19 protein-coding genes are annotated in these 25,103 nt (G+C 61.3%); 11 read left to right on the forward strand and 8 right to left on the reverse strand.

Annotated elements, in window-relative coordinates:
* Positions 1–165 precede the first annotated feature (165 nt).
* Positions 166–1,221, forward strand: a complete 1,056-nt coding sequence (locus ACSBPQ_RS10870) for a DUF4238 domain-containing protein (RefSeq protein ID WP_442682166.1) — start codon at positions 166–168, stop codon at positions 1,219–1,221.
* 46 nt (positions 1,222–1,267) lie between these two features.
* Here the strand turns inward: ACSBPQ_RS10870 and drt2 are convergent, their stop codons facing one another.
* Positions 1,268–2,536: an antiviral reverse transcriptase Drt2 gene (drt2, locus tag ACSBPQ_RS10875; protein WP_442682167.1), complete on the reverse strand. Its 1,269-nt coding sequence runs from the start codon at positions 2,534–2,536 to the stop codon at positions 1,268–1,270.
* A 527-nt stretch (positions 2,537–3,063) separates the two neighbouring features.
* On the opposite strand from drt2, the gene ACSBPQ_RS10880 reads away from it, so the two are divergent.
* Positions 3,064–5,166 carry a prepilin-type N-terminal cleavage/methylation domain-containing protein gene (locus ACSBPQ_RS10880; protein ID WP_442682168.1) on the forward strand — a complete coding sequence of 701 codons (2,103 nt, stop codon included), beginning with the start codon at positions 3,064–3,066 and terminating at the stop codon, positions 5,164–5,166.
* On the opposite strand, the gene ACSBPQ_RS10885 is transcribed toward ACSBPQ_RS10880, so the two are convergent.
* Complete coding sequence (locus ACSBPQ_RS10885) at positions 5,163–5,858, reverse strand: hypothetical protein (protein ID WP_442682169.1); 696 nt, start codon at positions 5,856–5,858, stop codon at positions 5,163–5,165. The two genes, ACSBPQ_RS10880 and ACSBPQ_RS10885, sit on opposite strands and share 4 nt — an antisense overlap.
* Before the next feature lie 95 nt (positions 5,859–5,953).
* Between ACSBPQ_RS10885 and ACSBPQ_RS10890 the strand changes: the two genes are divergently transcribed.
* From ACSBPQ_RS10890 to ACSBPQ_RS10915, 6 genes are all read left to right on the forward strand, one after another.
* Complete coding sequence (locus tag ACSBPQ_RS10890; RefSeq protein ID WP_442682170.1) at positions 5,954–6,280, forward strand: helix-turn-helix domain-containing protein; 327 nt, start codon at positions 5,954–5,956, stop codon at positions 6,278–6,280.
* A gap of 183 nt (positions 6,281–6,463) precedes the next feature.
* Positions 6,464–7,687 carry an ABC-three component system protein gene (locus ACSBPQ_RS10895; RefSeq protein WP_442682171.1) on the forward strand — a complete coding sequence of 408 codons (1,224 nt, stop codon included), beginning with the start codon at positions 6,464–6,466 and terminating at the stop codon, positions 7,685–7,687.
* Entirely contained in the window at positions 7,684–8,172 is a 489-nt protein-coding gene (locus tag ACSBPQ_RS10900) for a three component ABC system middle component (RefSeq protein ID WP_442682172.1), read from the forward strand. The genes ACSBPQ_RS10895 and ACSBPQ_RS10900 overlap by 4 nt, the downstream gene beginning before the upstream one ends.
* Entirely contained in the window at positions 8,169–10,124 is a 1,956-nt protein-coding gene (locus ACSBPQ_RS10905) for a DUF3732 domain-containing protein (protein WP_442682173.1), read from the forward strand. The genes ACSBPQ_RS10900 and ACSBPQ_RS10905 overlap by 4 nt, the downstream gene beginning before the upstream one ends.
* Positions 10,125–10,199: 75 nt before the next feature.
* Complete coding sequence (locus tag ACSBPQ_RS10910) at positions 10,200–11,192, forward strand: phage exclusion protein Lit family protein (RefSeq protein WP_442682174.1); 993 nt, start codon at positions 10,200–10,202, stop codon at positions 11,190–11,192.
* 25 nt (positions 11,193–11,217) lie between these two features.
* Positions 11,218–12,405 carry a hypothetical protein gene (locus ACSBPQ_RS10915; RefSeq protein WP_442682175.1) on the forward strand — a complete coding sequence of 396 codons (1,188 nt, stop codon included), beginning with the start codon at positions 11,218–11,220 and terminating at the stop codon, positions 12,403–12,405.
* A gap of 141 nt (positions 12,406–12,546) precedes the next feature.
* Here the strand turns inward: ACSBPQ_RS10915 and mobF are convergent, their stop codons facing one another.
* Positions 12,547–16,173 carry a MobF family relaxase gene (mobF, locus tag ACSBPQ_RS10920; RefSeq protein ID WP_442682176.1) on the reverse strand — a complete coding sequence of 1,209 codons (3,627 nt, stop codon included), beginning with the start codon at positions 16,171–16,173 and terminating at the stop codon, positions 12,547–12,549.
* Positions 16,174–16,187: 14 nt separating this feature from the next.
* Entirely contained in the window at positions 16,188–16,565 is a 378-nt protein-coding gene (locus ACSBPQ_RS10925) for a hypothetical protein (protein WP_442682177.1), read from the reverse strand.
* An 842-nt stretch (positions 16,566–17,407) separates the two neighbouring features.
* On the opposite strand from ACSBPQ_RS10925, the gene ACSBPQ_RS10930 reads away from it, so the two are divergent.
* The 3 genes from ACSBPQ_RS10930 to ACSBPQ_RS10940 all read left to right on the forward strand — a co-directional run bounded on the left by ACSBPQ_RS10930 (position 17,408) and on the right by ACSBPQ_RS10940 (position 19,437).
* The gene (locus tag ACSBPQ_RS10930; RefSeq protein ID WP_442682178.1) at positions 17,408–17,815 is read left to right on the forward strand and encodes a hypothetical protein; all 408 of its coding nucleotides are present in this window, start codon (positions 17,408–17,410) and stop codon (positions 17,813–17,815) included.
* On the forward strand, positions 17,812–18,126 hold the full coding sequence (locus ACSBPQ_RS10935) for a hypothetical protein (RefSeq protein WP_442682179.1): 315 nt from the start codon (positions 17,812–17,814) through the stop codon (positions 18,124–18,126). The genes ACSBPQ_RS10930 and ACSBPQ_RS10935 overlap by 4 nt, the downstream gene beginning before the upstream one ends.
* A 75-nt stretch (positions 18,127–18,201) precedes the next feature.
* On the forward strand, positions 18,202–19,437 hold the full coding sequence (locus tag ACSBPQ_RS10940) for an IS256-like element ISEc58 family transposase (protein ID WP_001137513.1): 1,236 nt from the start codon (positions 18,202–18,204) through the stop codon (positions 19,435–19,437).
* Positions 19,438–19,461: 24 nt separating this feature from the next.
* Here the strand turns inward: ACSBPQ_RS10940 and ACSBPQ_RS10945 are convergent, their stop codons facing one another.
* From ACSBPQ_RS10945 to ACSBPQ_RS10960, 4 genes are all read right to left on the reverse strand, one after another.
* Positions 19,462–20,691 carry a UvrD-helicase domain-containing protein gene (locus tag ACSBPQ_RS10945; RefSeq protein WP_442682180.1) on the reverse strand — a complete coding sequence of 410 codons (1,230 nt, stop codon included), beginning with the start codon at positions 20,689–20,691 and terminating at the stop codon, positions 19,462–19,464.
* A 196-nt stretch (positions 20,692–20,887) separates the two neighbouring features.
* The gene (locus ACSBPQ_RS10950; protein ID WP_442682181.1) at positions 20,888–22,561 is read right to left on the reverse strand and encodes an ATP-dependent nuclease; all 1,674 of its coding nucleotides are present in this window, start codon (positions 22,559–22,561) and stop codon (positions 20,888–20,890) included.
* A gap of 224 nt (positions 22,562–22,785) precedes the next feature.
* Positions 22,786–23,268, reverse strand: coding sequence for a hypothetical protein (locus ACSBPQ_RS10955; protein ID WP_442682182.1), 483 nt, complete (start codon positions 23,266–23,268; stop codon positions 22,786–22,788).
* Positions 23,174–25,090: an integrase family protein gene (locus ACSBPQ_RS10960; protein WP_442682183.1), complete on the reverse strand. Its 1,917-nt coding sequence runs from the start codon at positions 25,088–25,090 to the stop codon at positions 23,174–23,176. Before ACSBPQ_RS10960 ends, ACSBPQ_RS10955 begins: the two co-directional genes overlap by 95 nt.
* Positions 25,091–25,103 lie beyond the last annotated feature (13 nt).

The raw sequence follows: 25,103 nt of genomic DNA on the forward strand, positions 1-25,103 counted from the left end.
CTTCAGGGCGCACAGGGCAGGCGCAGGTTCGTTCAGGATTGTCACACAGGGTCATCGCCCGGTTCCACGCCCTCAGCCCCAGCCGGACTGGATCGTCGCAAAGCCCTGTCTCACTTGGTGACTCATCCGTTTCGTAGACTGGCATGGACCCCTGTGGATCACCCCATGTCCGGCCGCAAGCACCACTACCTGCCCCAGCTGATCCAACGTCCGTTTGCCTACCGTCAGCAGGGCAAGGAGTTCTACGTCCACGCCCACCACCGGACCCGGGGGCGGTTCACCCCCAACACCAGAGGTCTAGGTAAGGAGCTGGACTTCTACGGCGGCCCTGAGGACACGGCTTTGGACGACGCCATCACCCGGGGTGAGGACGCGCTGGCCGAGACCGTGCAGGCCATCAATCGTGGGGATGCCGTTGCGCCTGCGGACATGGCGACCCTCATCTGCGCTCTGGCCTTCCGCACGAAGTCCATGCGGGAGGCCTTGGTCGGGCTGTTCCCTGCCCTTCTGGAGGCACTTCGCGTAAAGCTGCTTGACCCTATGCGTCTGCGACGTGACCTCATGGCCAGCCTGACAGACCCAAAGGAACGAAAGCGGCTCATCTACGAGCAGATCGACAAGAACATGGGACCACTGCCCCGTGAGCAGCGCGCCAAGGCCTACGGCCTCTTGCTTCCACGATGGAAGACCGAGGTAGCCAAGCAGGAACAGCAACTGGTGGCCCAGGCTTGGCAGCTGGCCTACTTCGTGTTGAGCAAGGCCCGGGCGGAAGCAGACACCTGGGCCAACAATGCCTACCTGCAAGCCCTCGCTAAAGATCCAGCCATGGCCACGCGTGCAACCCGTATGGCCACCGACTTGACGTTCTGCGTAATCGACGCCCCACCAAGTGAGTTCTTCATCCTAGGCGACTGCGGGTCTGTTGCGATGTTCTCCGACGGAAAGCCCAAGCTGATGCTGGCCGCCATTTCCGATGACGTAGTAATCAACGCTGTATTCCTTCCGGTATCACCTACACGCTGCATTGTGGGGCACGTCCCGAATACACCACCGTGCCTTGGCGTGGCCGACATCAACCGCATGAGCGCGTCGCTGTCCTTGGAGTTCTTCATCAGTGACCGCGACACAGGCGGCGAGCTAGACAGCCTCAGGGCTGCCATCGGCTCCCTGGTTCGGATTGAGACCGAAGAAGACATCATTCGATCGCTGGTGCAGGAATGAAACCACCCCCCCTTTTTGCACTCTGACTTCGGCTTAGCTGCTGACGCTACTCATCCATAAGTTTCTTGAAGCGTCGCCGATGATGTCGAAGCTGTCGAACTATCGCCGGCGATCCCGTAGCCGCAGATACGCGTTTCACGTAACTTGGATAGCTTCTCTGATACTCGGGCGCATGCTCCGTATACTGCTGAAGCAGTCGCTTTTGTCGTTGGATGACCAATGGAGTTCCCCCATCCATGGCCTTAGCCTTGGTGTGCTGGCGCACACCAGCGCGCATCTTCTTGTAATAACGTGCAACCCCAGACGATCGCAGAAGGATACGACTTCCGTCGAACACGAGCCCAAGATACTGGAGAGGCTTGTCAGCAAGCGGTGTGAAAACGCATTCCAACGTCTTGGCGGCCTGCATGGTTAACATAAGCCTGGCCAATTTATCTTCCACAAGCCGCTTGAAATCTGCAACATTCTCGGTCTTTACGACCACCAGGATATCGTCGCAATAGCGTCGATAGTAACCTCCAACATAACGAGCCGCCTCACTCATCTCTTTGTCAAAGTTGAGCATGTAAATGTTGGATAGCAACGCGCTCATCGGCGACCCTTGGGGAATACCTTTCCCGGATCCATTCACCCGAATCAAGCCACCCGCACGAATGACACTCCGGAACTCAGATGCCTCGCAAATCCTCTCCTTTTTCTCGAGAGCCGTCCTGCTAATGCCTAGCGCCTTACGTGCCTCAATCAGCTCAACGGAAGCATGCCTAGTAAGGGACCGATACACGGCATAGTGATCCACCGGCAACGTCGATTCCGCAAGCAACCTAGTCCACGCACGCTTTAGGAGCGAATGATCGAGAGAGCCGAAGAAGTCCTTAACATCAAATCCGAGTGCTACACACGGGGTGTTTGAAGCCACCCAATCGAAAGCTTCTTTGGCGAAATCGACGTTCGATCGCCCAAGAGGACGGAACGCAATCACTTCCTCTTGAAGTCCCGCCTGGGCGAGCGCTCGTTCGTACAAGTCAGCCAAGATAAAGTTGTAATACGCATAGATCGCCGCATCGGCATGCGCTGCGTATCGGATGTCCCGAACCTTGCTGCTCTTCTGCAGCTTGCCAGACGCCAGTCTCTTAATGCGCGGACGAACGATATCCAAGCGCAGGAACGGAAAGAATGCATGTCTACTGACTGCAATTGGGTCGGAAACCAGCCGCTCGCATTCTTTTGCGTTCAGTGGCACGTCGAAGTGCTTATAGCCTCGCCTCTTCTGAAGCGCAGCTTCCAGAGCTGAGCGAGGCGGAACTTTTTCTCGCATTCACAGCCCTCAATTTCTACAGGGTGGGGTTGGCTGTGGCGACCATACACCCTCCCTGCTGGTACAACACAGGCCCCATCTAAGGAGACCCTACCCACCTCAGTCGATTACCGAGGTTTAGCCACACAGATACAAGATTGTTGTATTGCCTGCTCACGGAGGAACTTATGGAGTCAATCGTGGTCAAACTGCTGCTGACCGTCTTGGTCGCATTGTTCCACTGGTGGGCGTGCGCTAGCGCACGCTGTCCAGGTGTGATAAAGACGCCCCCGCCTACAAATTAGACGGGCAGAGTATTTTTATCATCGTCCGCTTCAAGCAACAACCCCCTTGCGCCCCGCAAATCCTTTGCTAGCCTGATCCCGTCGGCCGAGGAGTGCTATCCCCTACTGACAAAAGCGGCGGATCCTGAGCATGGGCCCGCCGCTTCTTTTTGTGCGAACCGCCTCGCGGCCAGTTACCCCGCCTGATTCGACAGATCCGGCCCTTTCCATACCTTGGAAAGAGGTACATCCGGAACTCCGCCCATGCTCCCCACCCCTACGCGCCGTCAGCGCGGCATCACTCTCATCGAAATCATCTTGGTCTGCGCCATCATTACGGCCGCCGCCGCTGGGCTTTTCGTCTTCGCCAAGAAGACCTCCGTCAATGCGGCAGTGGAAAAGGAACAACGCCAGGTCAAGGACATCGTCAAGACGGTCGACTCGATGTTCGCGCTCCAGCCCAACTTCGCGGCTCTGGGCACGAACGGCGCCGAGTACCTGAGCACCCGAGGCGCATCGCGCTCGGGCTTGAACCTGACCAAGGAGGCCAGTGGCGCGGCCGCCCTCACGACTGGCTTGGGATCAGGCCAGCTCAACCTGGCGGCATGGAGTGTGGATACCGCGACCGGCCCTGCCGTTCCCAACAGCGGCTACCGACTGGCCTATCAGGGCCTGACTGCCAACGAGTGCTCCCGCTTGGTCACGGCCACCTATCCGATTGCACACAAGGTAAGCGTCGCCCACTCAGCTCTGGATGACACCGCCGCCGCCCAGCTGGCCTTGCGCGGCCAGCTCACCGCAACCCCCGACATCGTCACCAACAACTGCGGGGAAGGCTCGCCCACGGTGTTCCTGTACTTCGCTCCGGCACGCGCAATTCACACCCCACCCGCAGCAACACCTTCCTCCCGCCCCGCTCCTGTCTGCAACCCAACGCGTGAAGTTCAGCAGATCCCCTGTCCGGCTGGTCAGATTGGCACCATCACTCAGGAGCGCACGGGCGACTGTTCGGGCGTCGACAATGCGTTCGTCTACACGACATGGACGACGATTTCCAACACCTGTGGTGCCACGGTAACCCCGCCGCCTACGGTTCCGGTGACTCCTACCGCGGACAATTGCACGGTCACGACCTTCACTGAGGTGGGGACGTGCCCTGCTGGACAGACGGGCCAGGTCATTCGCCGCCGCACTTTGGACACCTGTACGGGCGCCTACACGCCATGGGTGGTTGATGCAAGTGTAAGTAATTGCCAGACCATGCCTGTGGCTACCTGCGTGCCGCAAGATGACGAGCAGACGCTAGCCTGTGCTCCAGGTCAGACTGGATCGATCACCCAGGTTCGCTCTTCGACCTGCTCGTCTCCAACCGCCACCCCCGTATGGTCGGCATGGGAGACCGTTAGTGACACGTGTCGCGGCAATGCGACCTGTTCACCTCAGCGTGAGAATGGCCCTGTTCCCTGTGCAGCTGGCTACTACGGCCCGTGGATGGGCGATCGCGAACGCTTTCGCAATTGTGTGAATGCCACGACCCAAGGCGGCTGGTCGACCTGGAACATCCTTGTTCCGAACACAAGTTGCACGGCATGCCCGGCGAATACGACCGAAACAGGTATCGACTGGCAACCCGCCAGCGCCTCTTGCCCTTCAGGGCAGTCCGGATCGATTACATGGGAAAGAGAGCGTGTTCGCACGCGGACCCGCTCATACGCTTGCCCAGAGGGGACGACAGCGCTTCCCGCAGAAACCATCGGCAGCTGGTCTGGATATTCCTACACAGGCGCAGAGCGCAACTATGTGAACTCGTGCGTTAACAACTGCGTTGCGCCTGCATCGACCACAGCTACGCGCACTCAATCTTGCCCATCCGGCCAGACTGGCGTAATCACTGAGTCCCAGACCACGAGCTGGTCGTGCCCTTCGCCTACGGGCTCGCCAGTATCAAGCACGTCGGCCTGGACGGTTGTGTCCAATACCTGTGCGGCTACTTGCACCGCCCCAGCCCCGACGACGACCGGGATCTCGCGCCCCTTGTCCAACCAGGGCCGGGATGTGGGATGCCCGGCCGGCCAAACTGGCAACCACTGGCAGACCCGCACCGTGACCGAAAGCGGCACGCGCACCACCAGCTGGGCTTGCCCTGGCCCGACCTCATCCACGACAGAAACGTGGAGTGGAAGCTATACCTACGGTGCTTGGACTACGACCAGCAACACCTGCGCGCCGATCCTGCCGGAAAGCTGCTCATGCTGGACGACCCCAGGCATGGTGCCATGGCCAGTGGATCCAAACATGGGCTGCGTGCCTGACAAGCCGGTAGGCGTGCAGTACGACCATGCCGTCTACCCCTGCATGATCGATTAGTCTGAGATCGGCAGTACGATGCGGACGCTGCTAGCGCTCCCCGCGTGGTGGATAACACCTCGCGGGATCGCCAGATACCCGGGGCCAGAGTGAAAGTCGGTGCCGCTGAACGCATCCAAGGCTTGGCCGGCCACGGTCACAATTGCCTTGCCGGCACCTCCCTGGGTCGCCAAGTGCTGCCCCATAAGCGCCTTGTCGTTCTTGTTGGCTCTGCTCGCGCGATCATTACCATGGCTATGAATGGTCTGACCAGTCGGCGCCATTCCTTCGGGCAAGAACGCCTCAAAGTTCGCACAAGCGATGTGCGCCCGATTGGTACCGATCACTACGCCAAAATGCTCGCCATCGGTAGCCAGCACGCCACACGCCTCATAGCCCGTTTCGTCGCTGTAGGCACGCAAGCGCGGCCCGATCCGCAGGGCGAAAGCGTCCATACTTTCCCCCGGTTCGCTCACGACCTCGAACAGTCGCTGATAGTCCACGACGCCGATGCCCGGGATGCGGACGCGCTGGACGTCGTCCGCAGCAACCTCCTTGCGCCGCTCGAGCCCACTGTCCGAGGCATCCTTCAGTAATCCACGAAATACGATAAAAGTAATCGTTGCGGTAATAAGAATGAGGGAAAGGCAGATGGCCATCCGAGCCAGATCGCTGGCTCGGGCACTGTTCGGAAGACGGCTATTCGGTGACATGGACAGATCCTGGCGGGCGGCTACACTTACGATTATAGTAATCTTTGCGCTATAGTCGAGTCTCACCCAACACTGCAGTAACTCTGGAGTCAGCAATGCCGCCCTCTTCTGCCCAAACAACCTACGGCCAGCGCCTCCGCAAGGCACGGAAGGCCGCAGGCCTGACCCAGCCCGAGCTAGGCCGCTGCCTGGATGTGGATCCGGCCACCGCTGCCGTGCGGATCAGCCGTTACGAGAACGGCCAACACATGCCCGATGGACCAACGGCTGACGCCTTGGCCAAAGCCCTGCGTCTCCCTCAGGCGTGGTTTCATGCTGAGACCGACGCGATAGCTGAGGCGATCTTGTTGCTGTCGCGGATGTCGAAGGGAAGGCAGGCCTCTGCTCTTGCTACCATCCAGAACCACATCGCCGCCGGCTAGCAAGGCGTTCGACCAGCGACTCCCCGATGGTTTGCTACCATCCTCAGCGACGGTCAGGCATGGGGGCGGGATTGCGGCCGCCGTCGCAGGGGAGAGCCGAAGTAAATAGGCCGTGGTGCATCGGAAGATGTACCCCCTGCTATACCAAGCCCGCCCTGCGAGACTAAGCATAAGGACTTGGGCATGGCCGAGGCACCAACCGACAAGTTTTCCGCAGGCGAGCAGGGGCTGGGATACATCTACCAACCTCGCCTAGCCCTACTTCATCTGTTGCAGCTGCCAGAAGACACAGCCGTCCTCCTGGAAAAGGATGACGACCTCGATTTTGTCGACGGTGATGGGCGCAAGTCCTTGGCTTCGCTCAAACACAAAGCATCGGGCGACCGATTGACCGACCTATCGACCGACTTCTGGAAGTCCGTCAATATCTGGCTGGTGCGCTATAAGAACAATGGCCGCGCAGCATCGAACCTGCGCTTCCTCCTATTAACCACCGCCACAGTATCGGCCAACTCGTTCCTTTCACGTCTTCTACCCAACCACACCGCGACCGTCGCCGATGCAACGGCACTGCCCGCGTTCGCCGATGCAGCGTTGGCCGGATCAACGTCGAAAACAATTGCTCCGATCACCGCAGCATTCGACGAACTGAGCGAGGCTGAGAAGCAGGACTTCCTTGAACGCATTTTGATCCTAGATGGAAGCCCACGTATCGACGACATCCCGGCGATCATCAAGGACAAGCACATGCGGAGCGTTCGACGCGAGCACCGCGAGTTTGTCTTCGGGCGGCTGGAAGGCTGGTGGACCGATGCCATCATCAAGCACCTGACCGGTTCGAGGCCAGATGGCATCTTCGGCTATGAAGTCTCGGACAAGCTCTCCGGTTTCGCCGAGGAATACAAGGCTGACAACCTACCCATCACATTCCGTGGCAAGTTGCCTGCCGATGAAATTGACACGGATGCCGATCCGCGCATGTTCGTGGCGCAACTTCGCCAAATCGGCATCTCCTCCAACCGGATTAGGAGCGCGATCCTCGACTACTACCGAGCGTTTGAACAACGATCGGCTTGGGCGCGCGAGAACCTACTGGTGTCGGGAGAAGTCGAGGAGTACGAAGATCGCCTTGCCGACGAGTGGAACCGCTACAAGGATGTCGCCTTCGAGAAACTGAAGGACGACAGCGCGGAGGAGGCGCTGCGAGAAGCCGGCGCGACCCTCTACAACTGGGCGGAGTTCGAGACCGGGAAGATCGAGTCCTTGCGCATCCGCGCACGGGTGACGGAGCCCTACGTCCTTCGCGGCAGTTTCCACATCCTGGCCGATGCCACGCCGGAGCCCAGGGTCTACTGGCATCCCAGGTTCCTCGACCGCCTCAGCGGAGTACTGGGGGTGACCCCGTGAAGCGATGGGATCAGCGCCCTTTCGAGATCCGTAACCTCTTCAATCCTGCCTTCTGCGGCTTGGTCTTGTTCCGTGCGCTGCACGGCTATGAGGAGCAGGACACCCGCGGCATGCCCTTCTCATTGTCGCTACTGGTACTGCCCCTGTGCCTGCACAAGGATTCGCGCGAGGTGATTGCCGAGAGCCCTCGAAGCTACCTACTCAAGACTACGGAGAAGAACCAGCAAATCATGGTGGGATTTGCTGACCGGGTCACGCAAATGCTGCCCTACGCCTTCGAGGGGTTCGGCCTGCTGATGGAAAGAGGTTGTATCACCATCACCGACGACGGCCGCATCCAGACAGCGCCGAGAAAGGTCCGCAAATCCGTCGATGGAACCGCCGAGACCATCGCTTGCCAGAAAGTGGCGCGTATCGTTGGAAAGGAATTCGCACGTATCGCCGACCGGGCGACCGTTTATACGACTTTTGGGATCCGCCCATGAAGATCAATTCGATCCACATTTACAGCCACGATGGCCAACGCCGGGATCTCCGGTTCAAGGTGAACGGGCTCAACGTCATCACCGGCCGTTCCTCTACCGGAAAGTCCGCGCTTTCAGAGATCATCGAATACTGTATGGGCCGCTCCACCTTCAATGTTCCAGAAGGAGTCATCCGCGACAGGGTTGCCTGGTTCGCCGTAATCTACCAATTCGAGAAGGAACAGGTACTGGTCGCCAAGCCAACCCCACCAGGTGGCGGAGCTAGCTGCAGCACCGTTATGCTGCGGCGCGGCCCCGAACTGCAGGCACCAGAGTTTAATGAACTGGCGACCAACACCGACGACGATAGCATCGTCGAGTTGCTGTCACGCCTGCTTGGTATTCCCGAGAACCGCACAGATGTCCCGCTCGAACACAGCCGCGACAGCTATGACGCAAACGTCAAGCACACGTTCTACTATCTGTTCCAGAAGCAGGGTCTAGTCGCCAACAAAGATCAGCTCTTCTACCGCCAGAATGAGCAGTTCCAGCCGCAAGCAATCCGCGACACGCTGCCAATTCTGCTCGGCGTATCCTCCCATGACCGCTACGAATTGGAGTCCAGACTTCGCACCGCGCAGCGTGATCTTCGGATCAGCAAAAAAAAGTTGGAACAGGCACGAGACGCCGTCGACACCTCGCAAGAGCAAGCCATAGGCCTATATTCCGAAGCAAGGACGGTCGGAGTTGTCAGCAACTCCGACGAGAACCAGAACAAGGACGGAATTACCGATGCACTGAGAGCTTCTCTTTCATGGAAGCCCGAAACCGTGCCAGATGACGACGGCAGCCGGATTTCTCTTCTGGAGGAAGAGCTGGGTCGGTTGCGCCAAGATCGCCGCGATACTCAGGCCAGGATCGACGCAACTCGATTGTTCGCCAAGCAAGCTGGCGGTTACGAAAGTGAGGCTGCCGAACAGATCGACCGGCTAGCCTCTATCAAAGCGTTGCCGAAGAACCCCGACAGCGGTGAATGGCAATGGCCATTCAGCGAGCGGAATTTGGCCTTGGACTCCCCGGTCGCCGTCGTGCTTCTCAACGAGTTGGAATCCCTCGACCAGGAACTGCGTATCGCCACCGGCCAGCGCCCAAAACTCGAAGCCTACTTGACCGAGCTTTCCGGCAAGGTGGACGAAATCGCGGGAAGTATCAAACAGAAGGAAGCGGAGCTATCCGCTGCAATCTCGGCCAACGAGGTCATCGCCCAGATGGGCACACGAAATAACGCGGCTGCGCGCGTGGTCGGCCGCATCAGCTTGTTTCTGGAGACACTCCTTCCGAACGATGATCTCGCCAAGCTGGAAGCAGAGAACCGCCGCCTCATTGGGAGGGTGAAGCAACTTGAGGAGCAGCTCGGCGCCGACGACAGCAATGAACGCCTGACATCAATTCTCAGCAACATCTCCGCACAAGTTTCGCGGTACGTCCAGAAGTTCAATGCCGAATTCAGCCCTTACCCCGCACGACTCAACCTGCCGCAGTTAACGATCATCTTCGATCGCCCCGAACGCCCGGTACCGATGACCCGGACCGGCGGTGGCGAGAACCATCTTGCCTATCACCTCTCGGCACTTCTTGCCTTGCACCTGTTCGCAGCACAGAACAACCGCCCGATCCCTCGTTTCATGCTGATCGATCAGCCCACCCAGGTCTACTTCCCGTCTGAACAGGCCTACAAGGAGGCAGACGGCTCAGTGCAAAAGACCGAGGCCGACGCCGATCTTGTAGCGGTGCGTCGTCTGTTCGAGTTGCTGCTGAAGTTCACCCAAGAAGACGTTCCGGGCTTCCAGTTAATCGTCACCGAGCATGCGAACCTAAGCGAACAGTGGTTCCAAGACGCTTTGGTTGAAGAGCCTTGGACCAAGCCACCCGCACTGGTTCCCGAGGATTGGCCCTCAAATGCTGCGGATTGACCCTCGCACCCGTGCAACTGCCAAGCCTGCTGTTGTGTCACTTTCGACTGTCAAATCAAGTATCCCTGAAAGCTAATGCCCTCGCCCATCCTCGCCCTACAGGGAAACATCATTCACGCCTTTGAGAACCCCAACGGTAGCGCCGTTGAGCAGCTACGTCGGGCCATTGACGAAGGAAAGGTCTCAAACGAACTGGACTTAGACCTGACACCTGGCATCCCTCAGGCTCCACGCGCTATCCAAGCCAATGGGAGCCCAGCGTCTTTGGTAATGCAAGTGGCCCATCTGGAGCTCGTCTGGGCCTTCATCTACGGCTGGATGGTGGTCTACGAGTGGGGCGTACAACGCCCCATGTTGGCTGACACCTTCGACGGACGCATCCATTTCGACACTCCGCTCAAGGAGCGGGCAGCCCGCCTGCTGGACTGGGCCGCAAGCCTCAAACACGGGTATACACCCTGGCCCCAAGGACTGCCTTCCCCCGCACACCAGAAAGACGAAGAAGAACGGGAGATCTGCCTCAAGGCAAATAGCGTGTTCCAGCAGGCGGTAGCGTTCTACCTGTTCCACGAGTTCGCACATGCCCAGCAAGGCCATCTAGGCTTCATAACGGCAGGCTCAGGTGAAGGGCTTGATCCAAACAGCGTCCTGGAAATGGAAAAGGAGGCTGATGACTTCGCTTATCGCATGATCGTGTCGCACGATGACGACGAAGAAACGCTGCGCCACAAGGCCTGGCCTATCCTTGCCGCGGTGCTCTCATCGTTCTACCTGATCCATGGCCCGCAAGAGGTTTACCAAGAGCGCCATCCGCACCTTCACCAGCGGGTTGCCCACATGCTGGCCAAACTTAACCTCCCGGAAGGCCAAAGCCAGGATTACTACCACTACCTGGCCTCCACCGTATTGAAACTCAGCATGCAGGGCCCGCTGCTTGTCCTTCGAGACGGTTCCGAGGCAGATGATCAGCCGGAGATATTCGACACTGCCCTCGACGCTCTCGATGCGGAACTCGATACTTTGGATGGACATGTGGAAGCGATACAAGCCGCTTCCAGACGAGCCTGATGGCCAGCCCAACAAGGGGAAGCGCTTGAAGATCACCATCATCACGGACACCGAAACGCTGTTCGCCGCGCTCCAAACGCTCACGCGTACTTCTTCCATCGTTGACCTGTGCGTGGCCTGGGCCACGTCAAGCAACGGCCAAGGACGCCACTGGAAGACCCTAGACCTGGGCAACGTTCGCCGCGCCGTGGTTGGCACCGCCTTTGCTCAATCCGAGCCCGCAGCGCTTGAAGAACTGGCCACCCAGCCCAATCGGCTCCGGCTGATGATCAACTCCGAGGGCACCTTCCATCCGAAAGTGATCTTCGGCCGGAACGGAAAGCAGGCCGTCGCCATCTTGGGATCGGCCAACTTCACCACTGCGGCCTACACAGGAAACACCGAGCTGTCTGTTCTACTGGAAGGCACGGACAGCGATCCGGAACTGCTGGCCATCGAGACCTACATCGAAGAGCAATGGCAGCGGGGCACCGCGCTAACCGACGAATGGTTGGCCGAGTACTCGCTGACATGGAAGGCCGCCAAGCGACAGAAGATCGTCGTGCCCCAAGCCAAGCTTGAGGTCGGCTCATTGACTGATCTTGAAATGCCCTGGAGCACGTACGTCGATCTCATTGGGAAGCAGGAAGGTCGCAAGTTGGCCAACGGGACACCGATCCGTGTTTCCGGCGCCTCCCCCTCCTACATGGAGGAACTGCGGCTCGCCCAGGCCGTGTTCCGGCGCGAGCCCCGCTTCGAGAACCTCTCCAAGGATGAGCGCAATCTCCTGATGGGCGTGGGTAGCACGTCCAGCGGCTTCCTGGGCTCAATGAAGCCCGCTGGCTACGCCAGGGGGCTGGTCGGAGGCGAGCCGGAAAAGATCGGCAAGACGCTCGATCGCTTACCGCTAACTGGACCTGTGACGCTCCTGGAAGCGGCCGACCTCCTGAACGAGCTGACCCAGCTCAAGGGCGTGAAGATTGGCGTGGCTACTCGCTTCTTTGCGGTCAAGCGTCCCGACCTGTTCGTGTCGGTGAACAACGGCAGCAATCCCCAGCTAGCCAAGCTACTGGGCGGCCGGGAGGTCACGTCCGTCAAGCAGTACATCGCTCTCTTGGGTGCGCTCTGGGCAACGGAATGGCACCGCTCCCCACGCCCAGCGGACGGGCGCGAAGTCGAACTGTGGGAACGCCGCGCCGCACTGCTGGACGCTGCACTGTATGAGTCCGTCTGATCAGAGCGTGGCCAACCACGTTCCCAATACCCACCCCGTCCCCAGTGCGGTAAGAACGAGCAAGAACCCGCGTTGGGTTCGGGCTTGGGGCGAATCTTCGGGTATCAATGGCATCGATGGTCCTCGGAGTTGTGACGAAGGCTAAAAGCCGATCTCCTGATCCCACCCAGACGGTCTGGGGGGCTGCGGTGCTGTGGGGATCGTGGGCTGGGTCGGCAACATGCCCGGCCGCTTTCTGGGCGCAGGTGCGGGATTGCGTCCAGTTGGCGAAGGCCGGGCCGGAGACTCCGGATCGATCTGCGTGTGCTTATCCCGATCCTCGAAACGGGAGTCGGTCCAGTTAATCTTGTCCGGCGGCACCGTCGTGCCCGCGCCCAGCACTACCGTTTGCTTGGCTACGTCATCGCCCACCTCCTCAATACGTGCCCGTTGCTGCCGATCGCGCTCGATCTTGCGCCGCTGACGTTCGGCCAACCGGCTGAAGAACGCTTCCTGGTCAGCCAAGATCTGCTGCGTCTTCTTCCAGCCGACATCTCCGACAGGTGCCGTCGTCGTTTCAGGTTGGGCAGGCTCCGGTGCGGGATGAGCACTCTCTAGGGGTGTGCCGATGTCGTCCAGGCTGATCTGGCTGCGTTCAAGAACAGCCAGCCGCCGGTACACCGCCCGCTCACGGAGTGTGGGTAACCGTGTTGGAGCCTTGCGCAGCTCCTTGTCCCGCCTGGCGGCGTCGCTCCCACCGATGTAAAAGCCATCCAGCCACGCCATCAACTCGTGGCTGTGCTTGTCCTTGTGCTTTTCTGACGCCAGCGCCAGCACGTCCCGCCGCTCCTTCAAGTGGGCGTACTGCCGCATGGCCTTGTCGTGCTTCTTCTTGAGTGATTCCTCGATGTAGGGGTCGTCACCACCCTGCATGTCCTTGTAGCGCTGGATATCGCCATCGGGAGCCGCCAGCACTTCCAGCTCAGCTTCCACCCGTCCCCGCTCTTCCAGGCAGCGCTCCTGCCACACGGCGATGGCTTGGTCGAACTCGCGCCCAGCGCGCTGAACATCCTGGGCATGGTCCAGGCTCTTGATCGTCTCAGCCGCCTTGACCTGCTGCACTCCGCTGGCCAGCGGGTGTTCCTTCTCGCCAAGCGCAGTCGGCAACGGCTTGCCCAAGGTGGTCGCCACCTCAGGGGCGTTCTTCCGTCTGGCCAGTTCCTTGACTGTCTCCTTCTTGCCCCATTCGTCCAGGGCGCCGGCCAGCCGGGCCACCTCCTCGGGAGAGGCGAAGGCGTGGAAGTTGCTCTTCGTGCGCGTCATGGCCACAAGGCCTGCGTTGCGGTCGATCATCCCGCCCCTGGCCAGCCAGTACACGCTCTCCGCACCCAGCCCCTGAGCACTGTGGGCAGTGCGCGCGTAGGCGTAGCCGAAGCGCTGGAACTTGGCTGTGTCGACCTCCACCACCCGGCCGTCGTCGTCCATCTTGATCTTCAGGACCAGGCCCCGCTTGCTAGTGGCGCGCTTGAAGCCCACCACCGTGCCGATGTCGTTGTTGTTCCAGCTCCGGTTTCCGTCTTTGTCTTTCCGGTCGTTCTTCTGGAACAGGATGCGCTCGCCCAGGCACACCTCCAACTGGCGCTCATACTCGCCCGATCCTAGGGTCAGGATTTCGACAGCGCGCTCGTGGAGCACGCCGCTGGCCTTCAAGCCGCGGCGAACGTAGTGGTCCACGGCGGCCGCATCCTTGTGGGTGTGCACCACGATCAGCTTGTCCTGGACCGAACGCTCGTCGGCCAGGTAGGCCTCGGCCATGGCCTTGACCTGGCGCTTCTCCTGCCTGAGGAAACCCTTGGCCAGCATCTCCTCCACGATGTCCTCGCCGGTCTTCTTGTCGTCGTAGAACGACTCGGCCAGCGCGCGCTCCTCGGGGTTGCGCTGCCGCTGGATCTGGGTGATTTCCGCCGCCCCGAACTTCTCGCATAGCTCGGCGAACGGGCCGCCGGCTTCAATGGCTTCCAACTGCTTGGGGTCGCCTACGGCCACCAACTTGCCGCCGGCCTTATCCACGTGCTTCTGGATCCGGCGGAAGGTTTTCGCGCCCACCATCCCGGCCTCGTCCAGCACGATGACATCGTCCAGGCCCAAGGTGAGCTTGCCGCTGTCCAGAGCATGAAGCAGCTCGGCGCAGTTGTAGCCCTCAATCCCGGCTTCCTTCTTGAGGTTGTCGGTGGCCGCCTGGCTGGTGGACGTGCCGATGACTCGTCGCCCCGCCAGCTCGAATGCACGGATGTAGGCACCAGCGCTGGCGCTCTTGCCAGTACCCGCTTGACCGATAATGCAGGCCAGCCCGCCCGTCTCGCACAGCACGTGATACACGCTGGCCTTTTGCTCGTCGGTCAGGTGAACCTCCTTGCCGAAGCGCTCGGACATAGCCGCCTCGTGCATGGTGATCGCCGTCCTGGCAGCCGACCGACTCAGACGCAGCCCCGGATCTTCCACCCGCGCCCTAGCCGCGGGCAGCACGCCCACCTCCAGAAACCACTGGTCGCGCGAACACCACCGCGCCTGCTGGAGGTCGGGATCGTCCTTCAAACGGATGATCGTGCCGTTGGCCTCCCACTCTGCCAGCAGTCGGTCGGCCTCTTCCGGGATGTCCAAGCCTGTTCCCAGGGGCAGCTCACGAGCCAGCTTGGCGATCAGAGCCGACCGGTTCCAGTGGCTGTCGGTGGCATGCAACTCGTCGAACCACTGGCGGGCGCTCTTCTGTTTTTCCAGCTCCACCGACGGCAGCCTCAATAGGTCGCGGGCCTGGGTGAAGTGGCCTGGTGTTAGCGATGCCAGCTCTTCCAATCGGGTGCGGGCAGCCACCAGCACTTCACTGGCGCTCATGTGCTTGGCAGCCCGGGTCTTCATGGCGGCCTCGCCACCGGTCAAGGTCTCGCCCTGCTCGGCAGCCTCCTTGATCGCCTCCTTGATCTCGGCGCGCCGGGACGAGAAAGCATCGCAGGTTGCCTGGTCAATGCCAGCGATCTTGTTGGCCACCTTGCCCGTGTCACGCTCGTCCTCGTCCAGGATCCGCTCCCGCTCGATGCCGAAGCCAAGTCGCTGAAACCCTTCGGCCAGCTCCCGAGCGAAAACTTCCTGGGCGGCTTCTTGCAGGCTTCCGCTCGTTCGCATGAGGTCGCGGAAGTCGACCGAGCGCCACTCGCCATCGGCGTCCAGGGCCACGTTTGCGACCACCGCGTGGCAGTGCCATTGGGGGTCACCGTTGCGTGAGTCGATGTGGTCTACGGCGCGGATCACCAGGCCATCGATGGCCACATGGAGCTTGCCACCCTTGCCCGCCCGCGTGTTGAGACCGCTTGAGATCAGGGCCAAGGCCTTGTCACGTGCCGCATGGAAGGCTTGGGTCATCTGCTCGCGCTGCTCCGGATCGCGGGCCGCGACGAATGCCAAGCTGTACTCTTTACGCGGAGAGAAGGTCAGGTCCAGCCCCATGCAGCGACCGGCCTCGCCTGCGTTCTGGACCAAGGGCGCGCCCGTGCGGGGGTGGTAGCCGGCGAGCAATTTGGCGAAGTCGTCGTCGGGGTCACGCCCCGAATCGTTCAAGCCAAGACGGTCGGCCGCAGGGCTATCCAGCCACTCAGCGTCCGGCAGGATGGGGTTGCCGTTCGCGCTCTCGCCGGTCTGGGCGTAGTACTCGCGCGTCGTGCGCAGGTAGTTCCGGACCGCACCAACGCTACCGCTGGTCTTCAGTCTGAGGCGGGTGGACTTCAGGATGGCCATGGGTCAGCCGCCTATCAGTGTTCGCTTTGGCCGGGCGTCGTCCGGCGGTGCGGGATGTCGGGCAACGGCTCGCCGTCCAGCAGGCGCAGGATGGCGTTGATCCCGGCAATCTGTTCACGCCGCAGCTCGAGGATGAGATCGGTAGCATCCAGCCCCTTGACCAAGGTGGCGGGGCCCTGGGCCATGGGTGTTGCCGGTGCTGGGCTGGCCAGCTTGCCTTCCAGTTCTGCAAGCCGACGCTCGATCCGATCCAGCGCAGTGTCTGGACGGTTGGCGGAAAGCTTAGCGGCATGGCGGACGTAGTCGGCCGGTCGCATGCCCGCATGGCGGGCTGCTTCAAGGATGGCTTTTTCGTCTTCGCCGCTGACGCGGAACTGGATCAGGGTGCTCATCTGGGGTGGGGGCGGGAGTGCTCCCATTCCAGTTTGCGGTGGGTTTTGAAAAGCGCAAGAGCGGGGGTGTTACGGGGGTAAGCCTTTGATTTTCAAGCCGGCGGCAGGCCACACGAAACACCGGAGGTGCATTCGTGTATTGCTGCTTGTCAGCAATGACCTAGTCATTGGCTTTTGCGGTTGACGGCTTCATCGTCAACCGTCGCGACGCCAGACAGCCCCATCGTCTGGCGTCGCCGCCAGCCTAGCTGCGCCTCCCCCTCCCCCCGCTGCGCCCGCCTTACCCAACTGGCCAGCGTTCCCTGCCAGGCCTACTCGCGATCAGCCAGTCGCCAACAGCTCAACAGGCGCCAGCCTAACGACTTGCCAAACACGCTCCCCGTCGCAGACTGGTTCCATCGACCCAGCACTCTGCGTCATGCCTCGCCACAAGCTCATCCCGCCAGCCGACGCTGCCAAGTTCGCCGCCGACATCGTCTCGCGCTTTCCGCAGGCCAAGCACATGACCGACGCAGACCGGCTTCGCTTGACCAACCATCTGTCGCGGTTCCTTTCCCGTTGCGCCGTCGTACATCCGCCAGCACAACCACAAGATCAGGACGGCCAGCCTGCACCCTGACAGGTAGCCGCCGATGCCGCCCTCGCTTTGCTCGGGCGGCATGTGCTGTCGCGACTGTCGTCGCGACGTTCGCCCCAGACCAAGCCGCCTGACGGCGGATGCTTTATCTGGCCGCTGCCGCGGCTGCACTCTGGCGCCTCGGCTTCCGCCGTCGGCGTTGCCCTTGCGCGATTGCGTGTTTCTTTCATGGTGTTGGTATCCCCATTGCTACCGGTGTAGCCACATGACAGAAGACAACTCGAACCAGCCCACGCTCGCTGCCGCCGCCAGTACTGCGATCGAAAGCCTAGACGGCACCGAGCAGCAGTTGAACCTGGAAAGGAAGACGACGAACAAGAAGAAGAAAGCAGCCCCCCGCCGACCGGCCCAGACCATCGACGACGCCATCATGGCGGGCGTTCCTCCCAGGAGACTGGATGAGCTGGTCAAGGCATGGTCCAGGTACAACACCCATCAGGCCCTAGTGAAGGCCAAGAGCGAAGAGAAAGCCTTGGTCGCCGCCGTGACTGAACGCCGTCGCAAGATCGCCGACGCGTTGCTGGCATGTGCCGACGAACATGGCATCACAATCACCGAAGCCAGGAAGATGCTCGAGGCGCTGGAGGCCGAACGTAGCGGGAGGTCCAAGTGAACGCGCAGGCTCCGACCGACCACGTCCTAGAGCAGATCCTGGACAAGGCCCGTGCCGCCCGTGACGGCCACTTCGATGTGCTGTCTACGGGCGAGAAGCTGACGGTGGCCTTGGTGCTCAATCAGCCCGAGCTACTGTCCAAGATGGGCTACACGATGGCCGAGGCCGTCGAGCGCGTCGGCCCCGAGTGGATGGCCAAGGTGCCAGAAGCGGCACGCGTACTGGAGCATGAGGTGGAGCTGGCCGCGGAAGCGGCGGCAATCGAACAAGCCCGGGAACGGAACCGCCGCGGGATGGATATCGGGTTATGACTAACGCGTCCGTCCCAGCGAGCGTGTCAGAAATTTTGTGTGAGAGGCATACCATGATGCTGCCAAGGAGCATGTATGCCACGCAAGAAGAAGACGCCGGTGGTCACGCCGGCCATTGATCTGCCGAAGGAATTTCTCGAGAAGCTGATCCCGGGTCCGATGGACGCGGCCGGGGTCGAAGCCGTGTTCCAGCAGCTGAAGAAGGCCGTGATCGAGCGGGCGCTGGGCGCGGAGCTCGGCCTGCACCTGGCCGACGCCGAGGGCGGGAGCGGCAACCACCGCAACGGCCGCAGCGGCAAGACGGTGCTGACCGACGAGGGTCCGCTGCGCATCGACGTGCCGCGCGACCGGACGGGTACGTTCGAGCCGCAGCTGATCCCCAAGCACGAGCGTCGCTTCGCCGGGTTCGACGATCGGATCGTCTCGATGTACGCCCGCGGCATGACGGTGCGTGAGATCCAGGGGCACCTGGCCGAGATGTACAGCGTCGAGGTGTCGCCGGAGTTCATCAGCAAGGTCACCGACGAGGTGATGGCCGAGGTCACCGCATGGCAGGCGCGGCCGCTGGAAGCGATGTATCCGGTGGTGTTCTTCGACGCGCTGCGGGTGAAGATCCGCGAGGACGGCGTGGTGCGCAACAAGGCGGTGTATCTGGCGCTGGGCGTGCTGGCCGACGGCACCCGCGACATCCTCGGGCTGTGGATCGAGAACACCGAGGGCGCGAAGTTCTGGATGAAGGTGTTCAACGACCTCAAGACGCGCGGCGTCAACGACATCCTGATCGGCGTGGCTGACGGCCTGAAGGGCTTCCCGGAGGCGCTGGAAGCGGTGTTCCCGGCGACCACGCTGCAGACCTGCATCGTGCACCTGATCCGCAACAGCCTGGACTATGCGGGCTGGAAGGACCGCAAGGCGCTGGCGGCGGCGATCAAGCCGATCTACACGGCCCCGACCGCCGAGGCCGCAGAGGCCGAGCTGGATGCGTTCGAGGCCGGCGACTGGGGCGAGCGCTTCCCGACGGTGGTCGCCGCCTGGCGCCGTGCCTGGACGCGCGTGGTGCCGTTCTTCGCGTTCCCGCCGGACGTGCGCCGGGTGATCTACACGACCAACGCAATCGAGAGCGTGCATGCGCGCCTGCGCAAGATCATCAAGACCCGCGGCCACTTCCCCAGCGACGAGGCCGCCACCAAGCTGATCTGGCTGGCGCTGCGGAACATCACCGCCGAGTGGAGCCGCGCGTCTCAGCACTGGAAAGCGGCGATGAACCAGTTCGCGATAATCTACGAAGACCGATTCACGCTGGCTCGCTGAAAGAGACTTCCGGACTAAACCGCCTCACACACAAAAAATCGGACACGCCCGTCCCAGCCAACGTTCGCGCGACAGAACTAGCATCCCTCGCGTCCCGCGCGTCAATGCGACATAGATGTGAGCGGGCTCTAGCTCTTCCATATCGAGTAGCACCGTGTAGTCAGCTTCAAGTCCCTTCAGAAGTAGCGTGCTACCGACAGCCCTCGCGTTGACCGGCCGGCCTTGGTGCCTTCGCCTTTCGCGTACCGAACCCATGGCCTGTGCAAGCGAGGGCTGTCGCCCTTCGGCAACGGAGGCAAAGCAGTCCACGAGCATGCGATGTACATCACGCCGGAAGACCCTTCGTCCCGGCTGAGTCGACCAGCTCCGCAGTGCCTGTCCAGCCTGACGCCAATCTGGCTGGGCCTCAAAGGCCAACGCAATTGTTTCATCTGACGTAGCCGGAGTACGTGCCCGGCCGCGTCGCAATGTTTCCAGACGCCGCTGGATCTCTCTGACAGAAATCCCCGTCATGACCGAGTGCGCTAACTCCAGCAGGTGGCCCAACCGCTCTGAGGGGGCAGCTCGATCAAGTTGGTTCACGCTCATGAACACAGCACGTAGATCAAGGTTCTCCACGACCTGAATACCTTCCCCATTCCGTGCCAGCTCAGCGTGCCGTTGGGGTTGTTGCGGATTGGCCATCACCAAGACACTGCCGTCGTTACGTTTCCAGTAGCTTGTTGCGTTCCGGATTATCTGACTGTCGTTGGCGTAGTTCCCGTTCAACTGTCGCCATTCGCAGCCAGCCGGGAGCTGTTGCAGATCTATACCGGTACCATCCCTCAGCTGCACCCTGGCCCGGGCTAGCCATTGACCTAGTTCGTTAGCACCAACCCGCTCCCACCTCCATGGATGGTCAAGCGTCTCAATCAAAGGGAAGGTCGGAACGACATCCTGGTCCCAGGAGATCACAGGGGCGTTCCTAAACCCGAAGACAGCCTGAAGAGGGTCTCCGAAAACGAACGTGGGAATCAGATCTGCCAGCTTGCACACAATCGCATGTTGAGTAGGCCCGCAGTCCTGATACTCATCCACGAACACGCGGCCATAGGTGGCCTGCAACACCCTGTTCAGGGCCCTGCTCTCAAGTAGACCCAAGCAAGCTGTGCGCACTGCCGGATAGAACACACCGGCATTAGAGGCGTCGGGCAGCTGCCCCGCCCGAAGTGGGAACTCCGAGACCCTGCGCACGCACCAGGCGTCGATCGACATCAGCGTGTAGCGGCTTGTCGGAACATTCGCCCCTTGGAGTCGCCGCCGCAGGGCTGCCACACCCGCCAAGGTGTGGGTAAGGATGAGAGTGCGTGGCCCCTGCCATTCTGCCGTCAGCCGTACGATTGCTTCTGTCTTCCCACAGCCAGCCGCAGCTTCAATCAGTCCCCGCGCCACACCCACCAGTTGTTCTGAATCAAGCGTCCTGGCCACTGCGCGTCCACCAATAGATCGCTTCTAAAGTTGCACGAAGCTCAGGTGTGGCCCGTTCGTAACCAGGCCCCACGACCTCCTGTCCGACTCGCTCTCCGAAGTCGATCCGCTTGAACCATCCTTGTGACTTCGAGGCTGCTGCAAGGGTAGCTCGAGCCACAGGGTTATCGCCTACTCGACATCCGGCAAGATTTAATACGCCGCCTGACGCATTACGCGTGCCCTGACTAAGGTGTCCTTCACCCCAAATCTCCTCTGCGATAGCCACCAGTGCGAGTACATCAGGCCATCCAAGTCCATTGAATAGTGCTTCTTCAGTCGCATGACCGGCACCCCAGGAGATAACCTTCACACCCTCCTGATCCACCGGCGCTCGCTCCTCGGCAGTAAGCGGCCGGTCGTCATCCATGAGCAGCGCCGTTCGATAGCCAAGCTTGGCGTACGCAGCGGCCCGGGGGGCTGCTTGAGGGATGCCATTTCCGTTGGAAATCGCAATACCGGCGAGCGCAAGCGGATCCTGCCCCTGACTGATCCAGTAGTAATCCAGCCCCCTTACAAGTCCGATCTCTGTTGGACCTTCGGCAACGATGATCGACGCGGCCAGGAAGGACTCGGCGTTCTGGCGGACAAGGGCCTGCGTGTCCATGCCCGTTTGGGTGTCGGCCACGTTGGTAATTTCATGCGTGCCCAAAATGGGATCGCAGTGTGCAATCGCAAGCTCGGTGGCGCGCAACTCACGCACCACGACTGGCGAATGCGTCGTCAAGAAGACCTGAGGCCCTCCATCGTCCCCCGCACCGAGCAGCCTGAGGAACCGGGCAATTCGGTGGGGTTCCAGACCGAACTCGGCTTCATCGACCAGCGCGATGCCTGCCGGAGCCATGCGGCTATGAAACAGCCCCGCCACCAGCAATCGCGAAGATCCTGTACCTAAGCGACGAAGGGGAACCCCTTGGTTGTCGTGCAACGCCAGCGAAGCATTCCAGCCGGGAATGCCAAATGCATCCAGCAGCACCTGCACGTCCTGGGCGGGCCGAATTCCGAGCTCCCTGGCTCGTTCATTCACCTGCGTGACGACCGCCTCGACCTCGGCATCAACCCCCTCCTCGTCGGCTGCCTGCTCCCTCAGTCCCCTGGCAGCTCGCGCCACCAACGACCGGACAGAGAACTGAGGCTCAGCCAAGCGCTGGAGGATGGACTGCCTAGCCCACCGCAGATGGGTGACAGGTGACTGGTCTAGAACGACCGGCGCAATCAGGGCTCGATGTGGCAGCGACAGGTCCCGAGGCTCTTGGCCAGCAGTCCGGTCGGAGAACAGTGACCAATACCCCTCCAAGTCCTCCCCTACTGCCAGCCGCAGGGTAAGCACATCCTCCAATAGCTCTCCTGGCTCGTCTTCCACCTCGCGCGTCAGCGGGTTCCAGCCTCGTAGATAGTCGCCATACCGATCAACATCCTTTAGTTCATCGGGCAGTTCACCCAACGTAACAAAGATCTCAAATCCTGCCGCCGGATCTAGACGAAAAAAGTCTGTGTCGTAGAAGACTTCGCGCCGAGTGGACGACATCGCCAAAGCGATGGCATCTAGAACGGTGCTCTTCCCAAAATCGCCTGAACCGAGAATGGCGTTCAGGCCCGGCCTCGGCATCCAGTCCATCCATTGGATACCGCGGAAACGTCGAATTGAAACTTTCCGTATCCGGCTCATGCGCGCCCCCTAGCCTAGCCTTCCCTTGCCTTCCCTAAACTTTCCCCGAGCGAGGCCAGCCCTCGCCTATGGACTCAATTACAGCCACCCCACAACGTTTCTGTAATCTACAGCCAGCACGCGTTGACGCGGAAACTTTCAGGAACCCCGCTTCCAGCCTGAAACTTCCTGAGCTACTCCTTGCTCGCCAACTGCCCCAACGCCTCCCGCCTACGCTGAGCCTCCAGCTGCCCTTCGGCCTCGTCAGCCAGCGCGCGCAAGGCATCCGCATACACCCGCGTCCACGCCTCCCGCTCATCCAAGTCGGCCCATGGCAGGGCGAACGCTTCGCCCAGCGTCAGCCCGTCCACCCGCTCGTCGGCGACCGCCGCCAGATAGACCACGTCCTCCACCGTGAGCAGATGACCTAGGATGTTGTCGTTCTCGTCCAGCGCCCAAGGCTGGGGTGCCAGCAGATCGGCCAGCGTGCCGAAGCGCAAGCCGGTTGCCCGGGCGAGCAGCCCTTCCAGCGCATCGGCGGCGGCCTGATGCCGGCGAAGATCGCCGGCATGGCGCAGGGCTTCAATGACCGCCTTGGCGCGCGCGTCGGCTTTCGCTCGCCGCTGAGCCAGCGTCTCCTTTGCGTCCTGCGGTGTGCGCTTTGCTGCGATGGCCAAGGGTTCGCCTCGACGGGAGGTTCAAGGGGGGATCTCGGATTTCGTCCAGCATGGGGCGGTCCGGGCCCTTGAGGATATTCCAGACGCGCGGGCTGGTGGCGATCATCGCCCCTTCAACCTTATCCATGGCTTCCTGTAGCGCCGGCCACTCCTGCTGGCTGTATCGCTCGGTGACCTTGGCCATTTTGCCGCCGTCGTCCTGGTCACTGTGGTGGTTGAGCAACTGGCTTACCACGTGGCCAGGGAGCAACTTGCCGGCGAACCGCCCCAGGGTACGACGCAAGTCATGCGGAGTCAGACCGATGTCGATGCCACGCTTGGGATCCAGTAGGCCAGCGTCCAGCCGGACGTTGTGCAAGATGGCCTTGCTATCGGTGTGGTGACCTTCCTTTGACTTCGGATTACGCGCGGGGAACACCCAGCGAGCCAGGTTGACCAGCTGCCACTCGATATGAGCCACCCGCTTCTTGTCGCCTTCGCGCTTGGCCTTGACCAGCTCCTTGGCCAGCGCGCGCTCTTTCATGTAGCTGTCGTCGAAACGCCACCGCAGGATCCGCTCGGCGAAGTACGCCACTGGCAGCAGCTGGATCTGCCCGTTCTTCGTGTCGTGGAAGAACACTTGGGAGCCGCGAAGGCCGGTAGTGGGGTTCTTGACGTTGGGCTTGGGCGCCAGCCACACCCAAGACACGATCTGCAGGCTCAACTCTTCGGGCGAGCAGCTCTCAAAGCGTCGCAGCTTGGCGCCCTCATTGCGTCGCGCACCCCACAGCAAGGTCAGCAGGACATAGTCCACGCCCACCGCATTGTGGCCGTTTTGCATGTCACGCCGCCCCACCAACGCCTTGAGAACCGTGGGCAGGGTCTGCTGGCCGGTCGCCGAGTCATCCGTACCCAACGGATTACGCACCCTGGCGTTTTCGTAGTGGGTCGCCAGCTCTCGGGAGGAACGGTAGCGCTCCTGCTCGCGCAGCACATCGAAGGGGTTGTAGCCCAAGGCGGGCGGGCGCCCCTGCTGGCTGGCCAGCTTGCGTTCGGCGGCAATGGCGCGTGTGACGGCACGTGCCGCATTGCCCATCGTCTGCTCGGTTGCTGAAAGCCCCGCCGCATACGCAAGCTCAATGTCCTTGCCGGTCAGACCCAGACGCACCCAGTCTTCCAGCCTGAGCGTCCACCACTTGCCCTGCTTGGCAATGAAGGTCTTGAGTTCAGGCTTCAACCGATTGGACTGCTGCATGCACGAGTGCCGCAGGGCATTCCAGGCGTTCAGGATGTCCTTGTCCGCCAACCCCGCAATGGCCTTTTTGGCGAGCCCGACCTCTTCGCGTTCAAGCCGCATGAGTGAGTCGCGCACGCCTTCCACGCCACCCTTTTTAGCCTTGCCACGGGCCAGCTTGTCCTCCAGGTGAGCCAGGTAGGCACGCAGCGCGTCGCCCACCGTTGTGCCTTTGGCCTGCTGTCGCTCTGTCTCGATACGGATCCGCTCGCGCGGATCCTCGCCGGTCTGCCGGATGTGATGACGCTGCGCGCCCGCCAGCTCATGCGCGCGGGCCAACGTCAGCTCTTGAACGGAACCCAAGGCCAGCCGCCGCCGGACGCCTTTGTGTTGCATCCGCAGTTCGTAGAACACGCCCGTGGGGCCGACATAGAAGCCGAAGCCCGCGGGCGCACCTGGGGTGTCGTCAACGAAGCGATAGGGCTCGCCCTTTTCGTTGGGCACAAAGACAACCTTGCCGCTCGCATCCAGTTCGGGACGCTCGGCCATGGTCAGGGAACGCAATTGAGCCTGAGTCAGGCGATACTTCTGTAAGGCGACTTTTGCCATGGTCCACACCTCT

It is taken from the genome of Stenotrophomonas sp. JC08 (assembly GCF_052180205.1).
Classification (GTDB): domain Bacteria; phylum Pseudomonadota; class Gammaproteobacteria; order Xanthomonadales; family Xanthomonadaceae; genus Stenotrophomonas.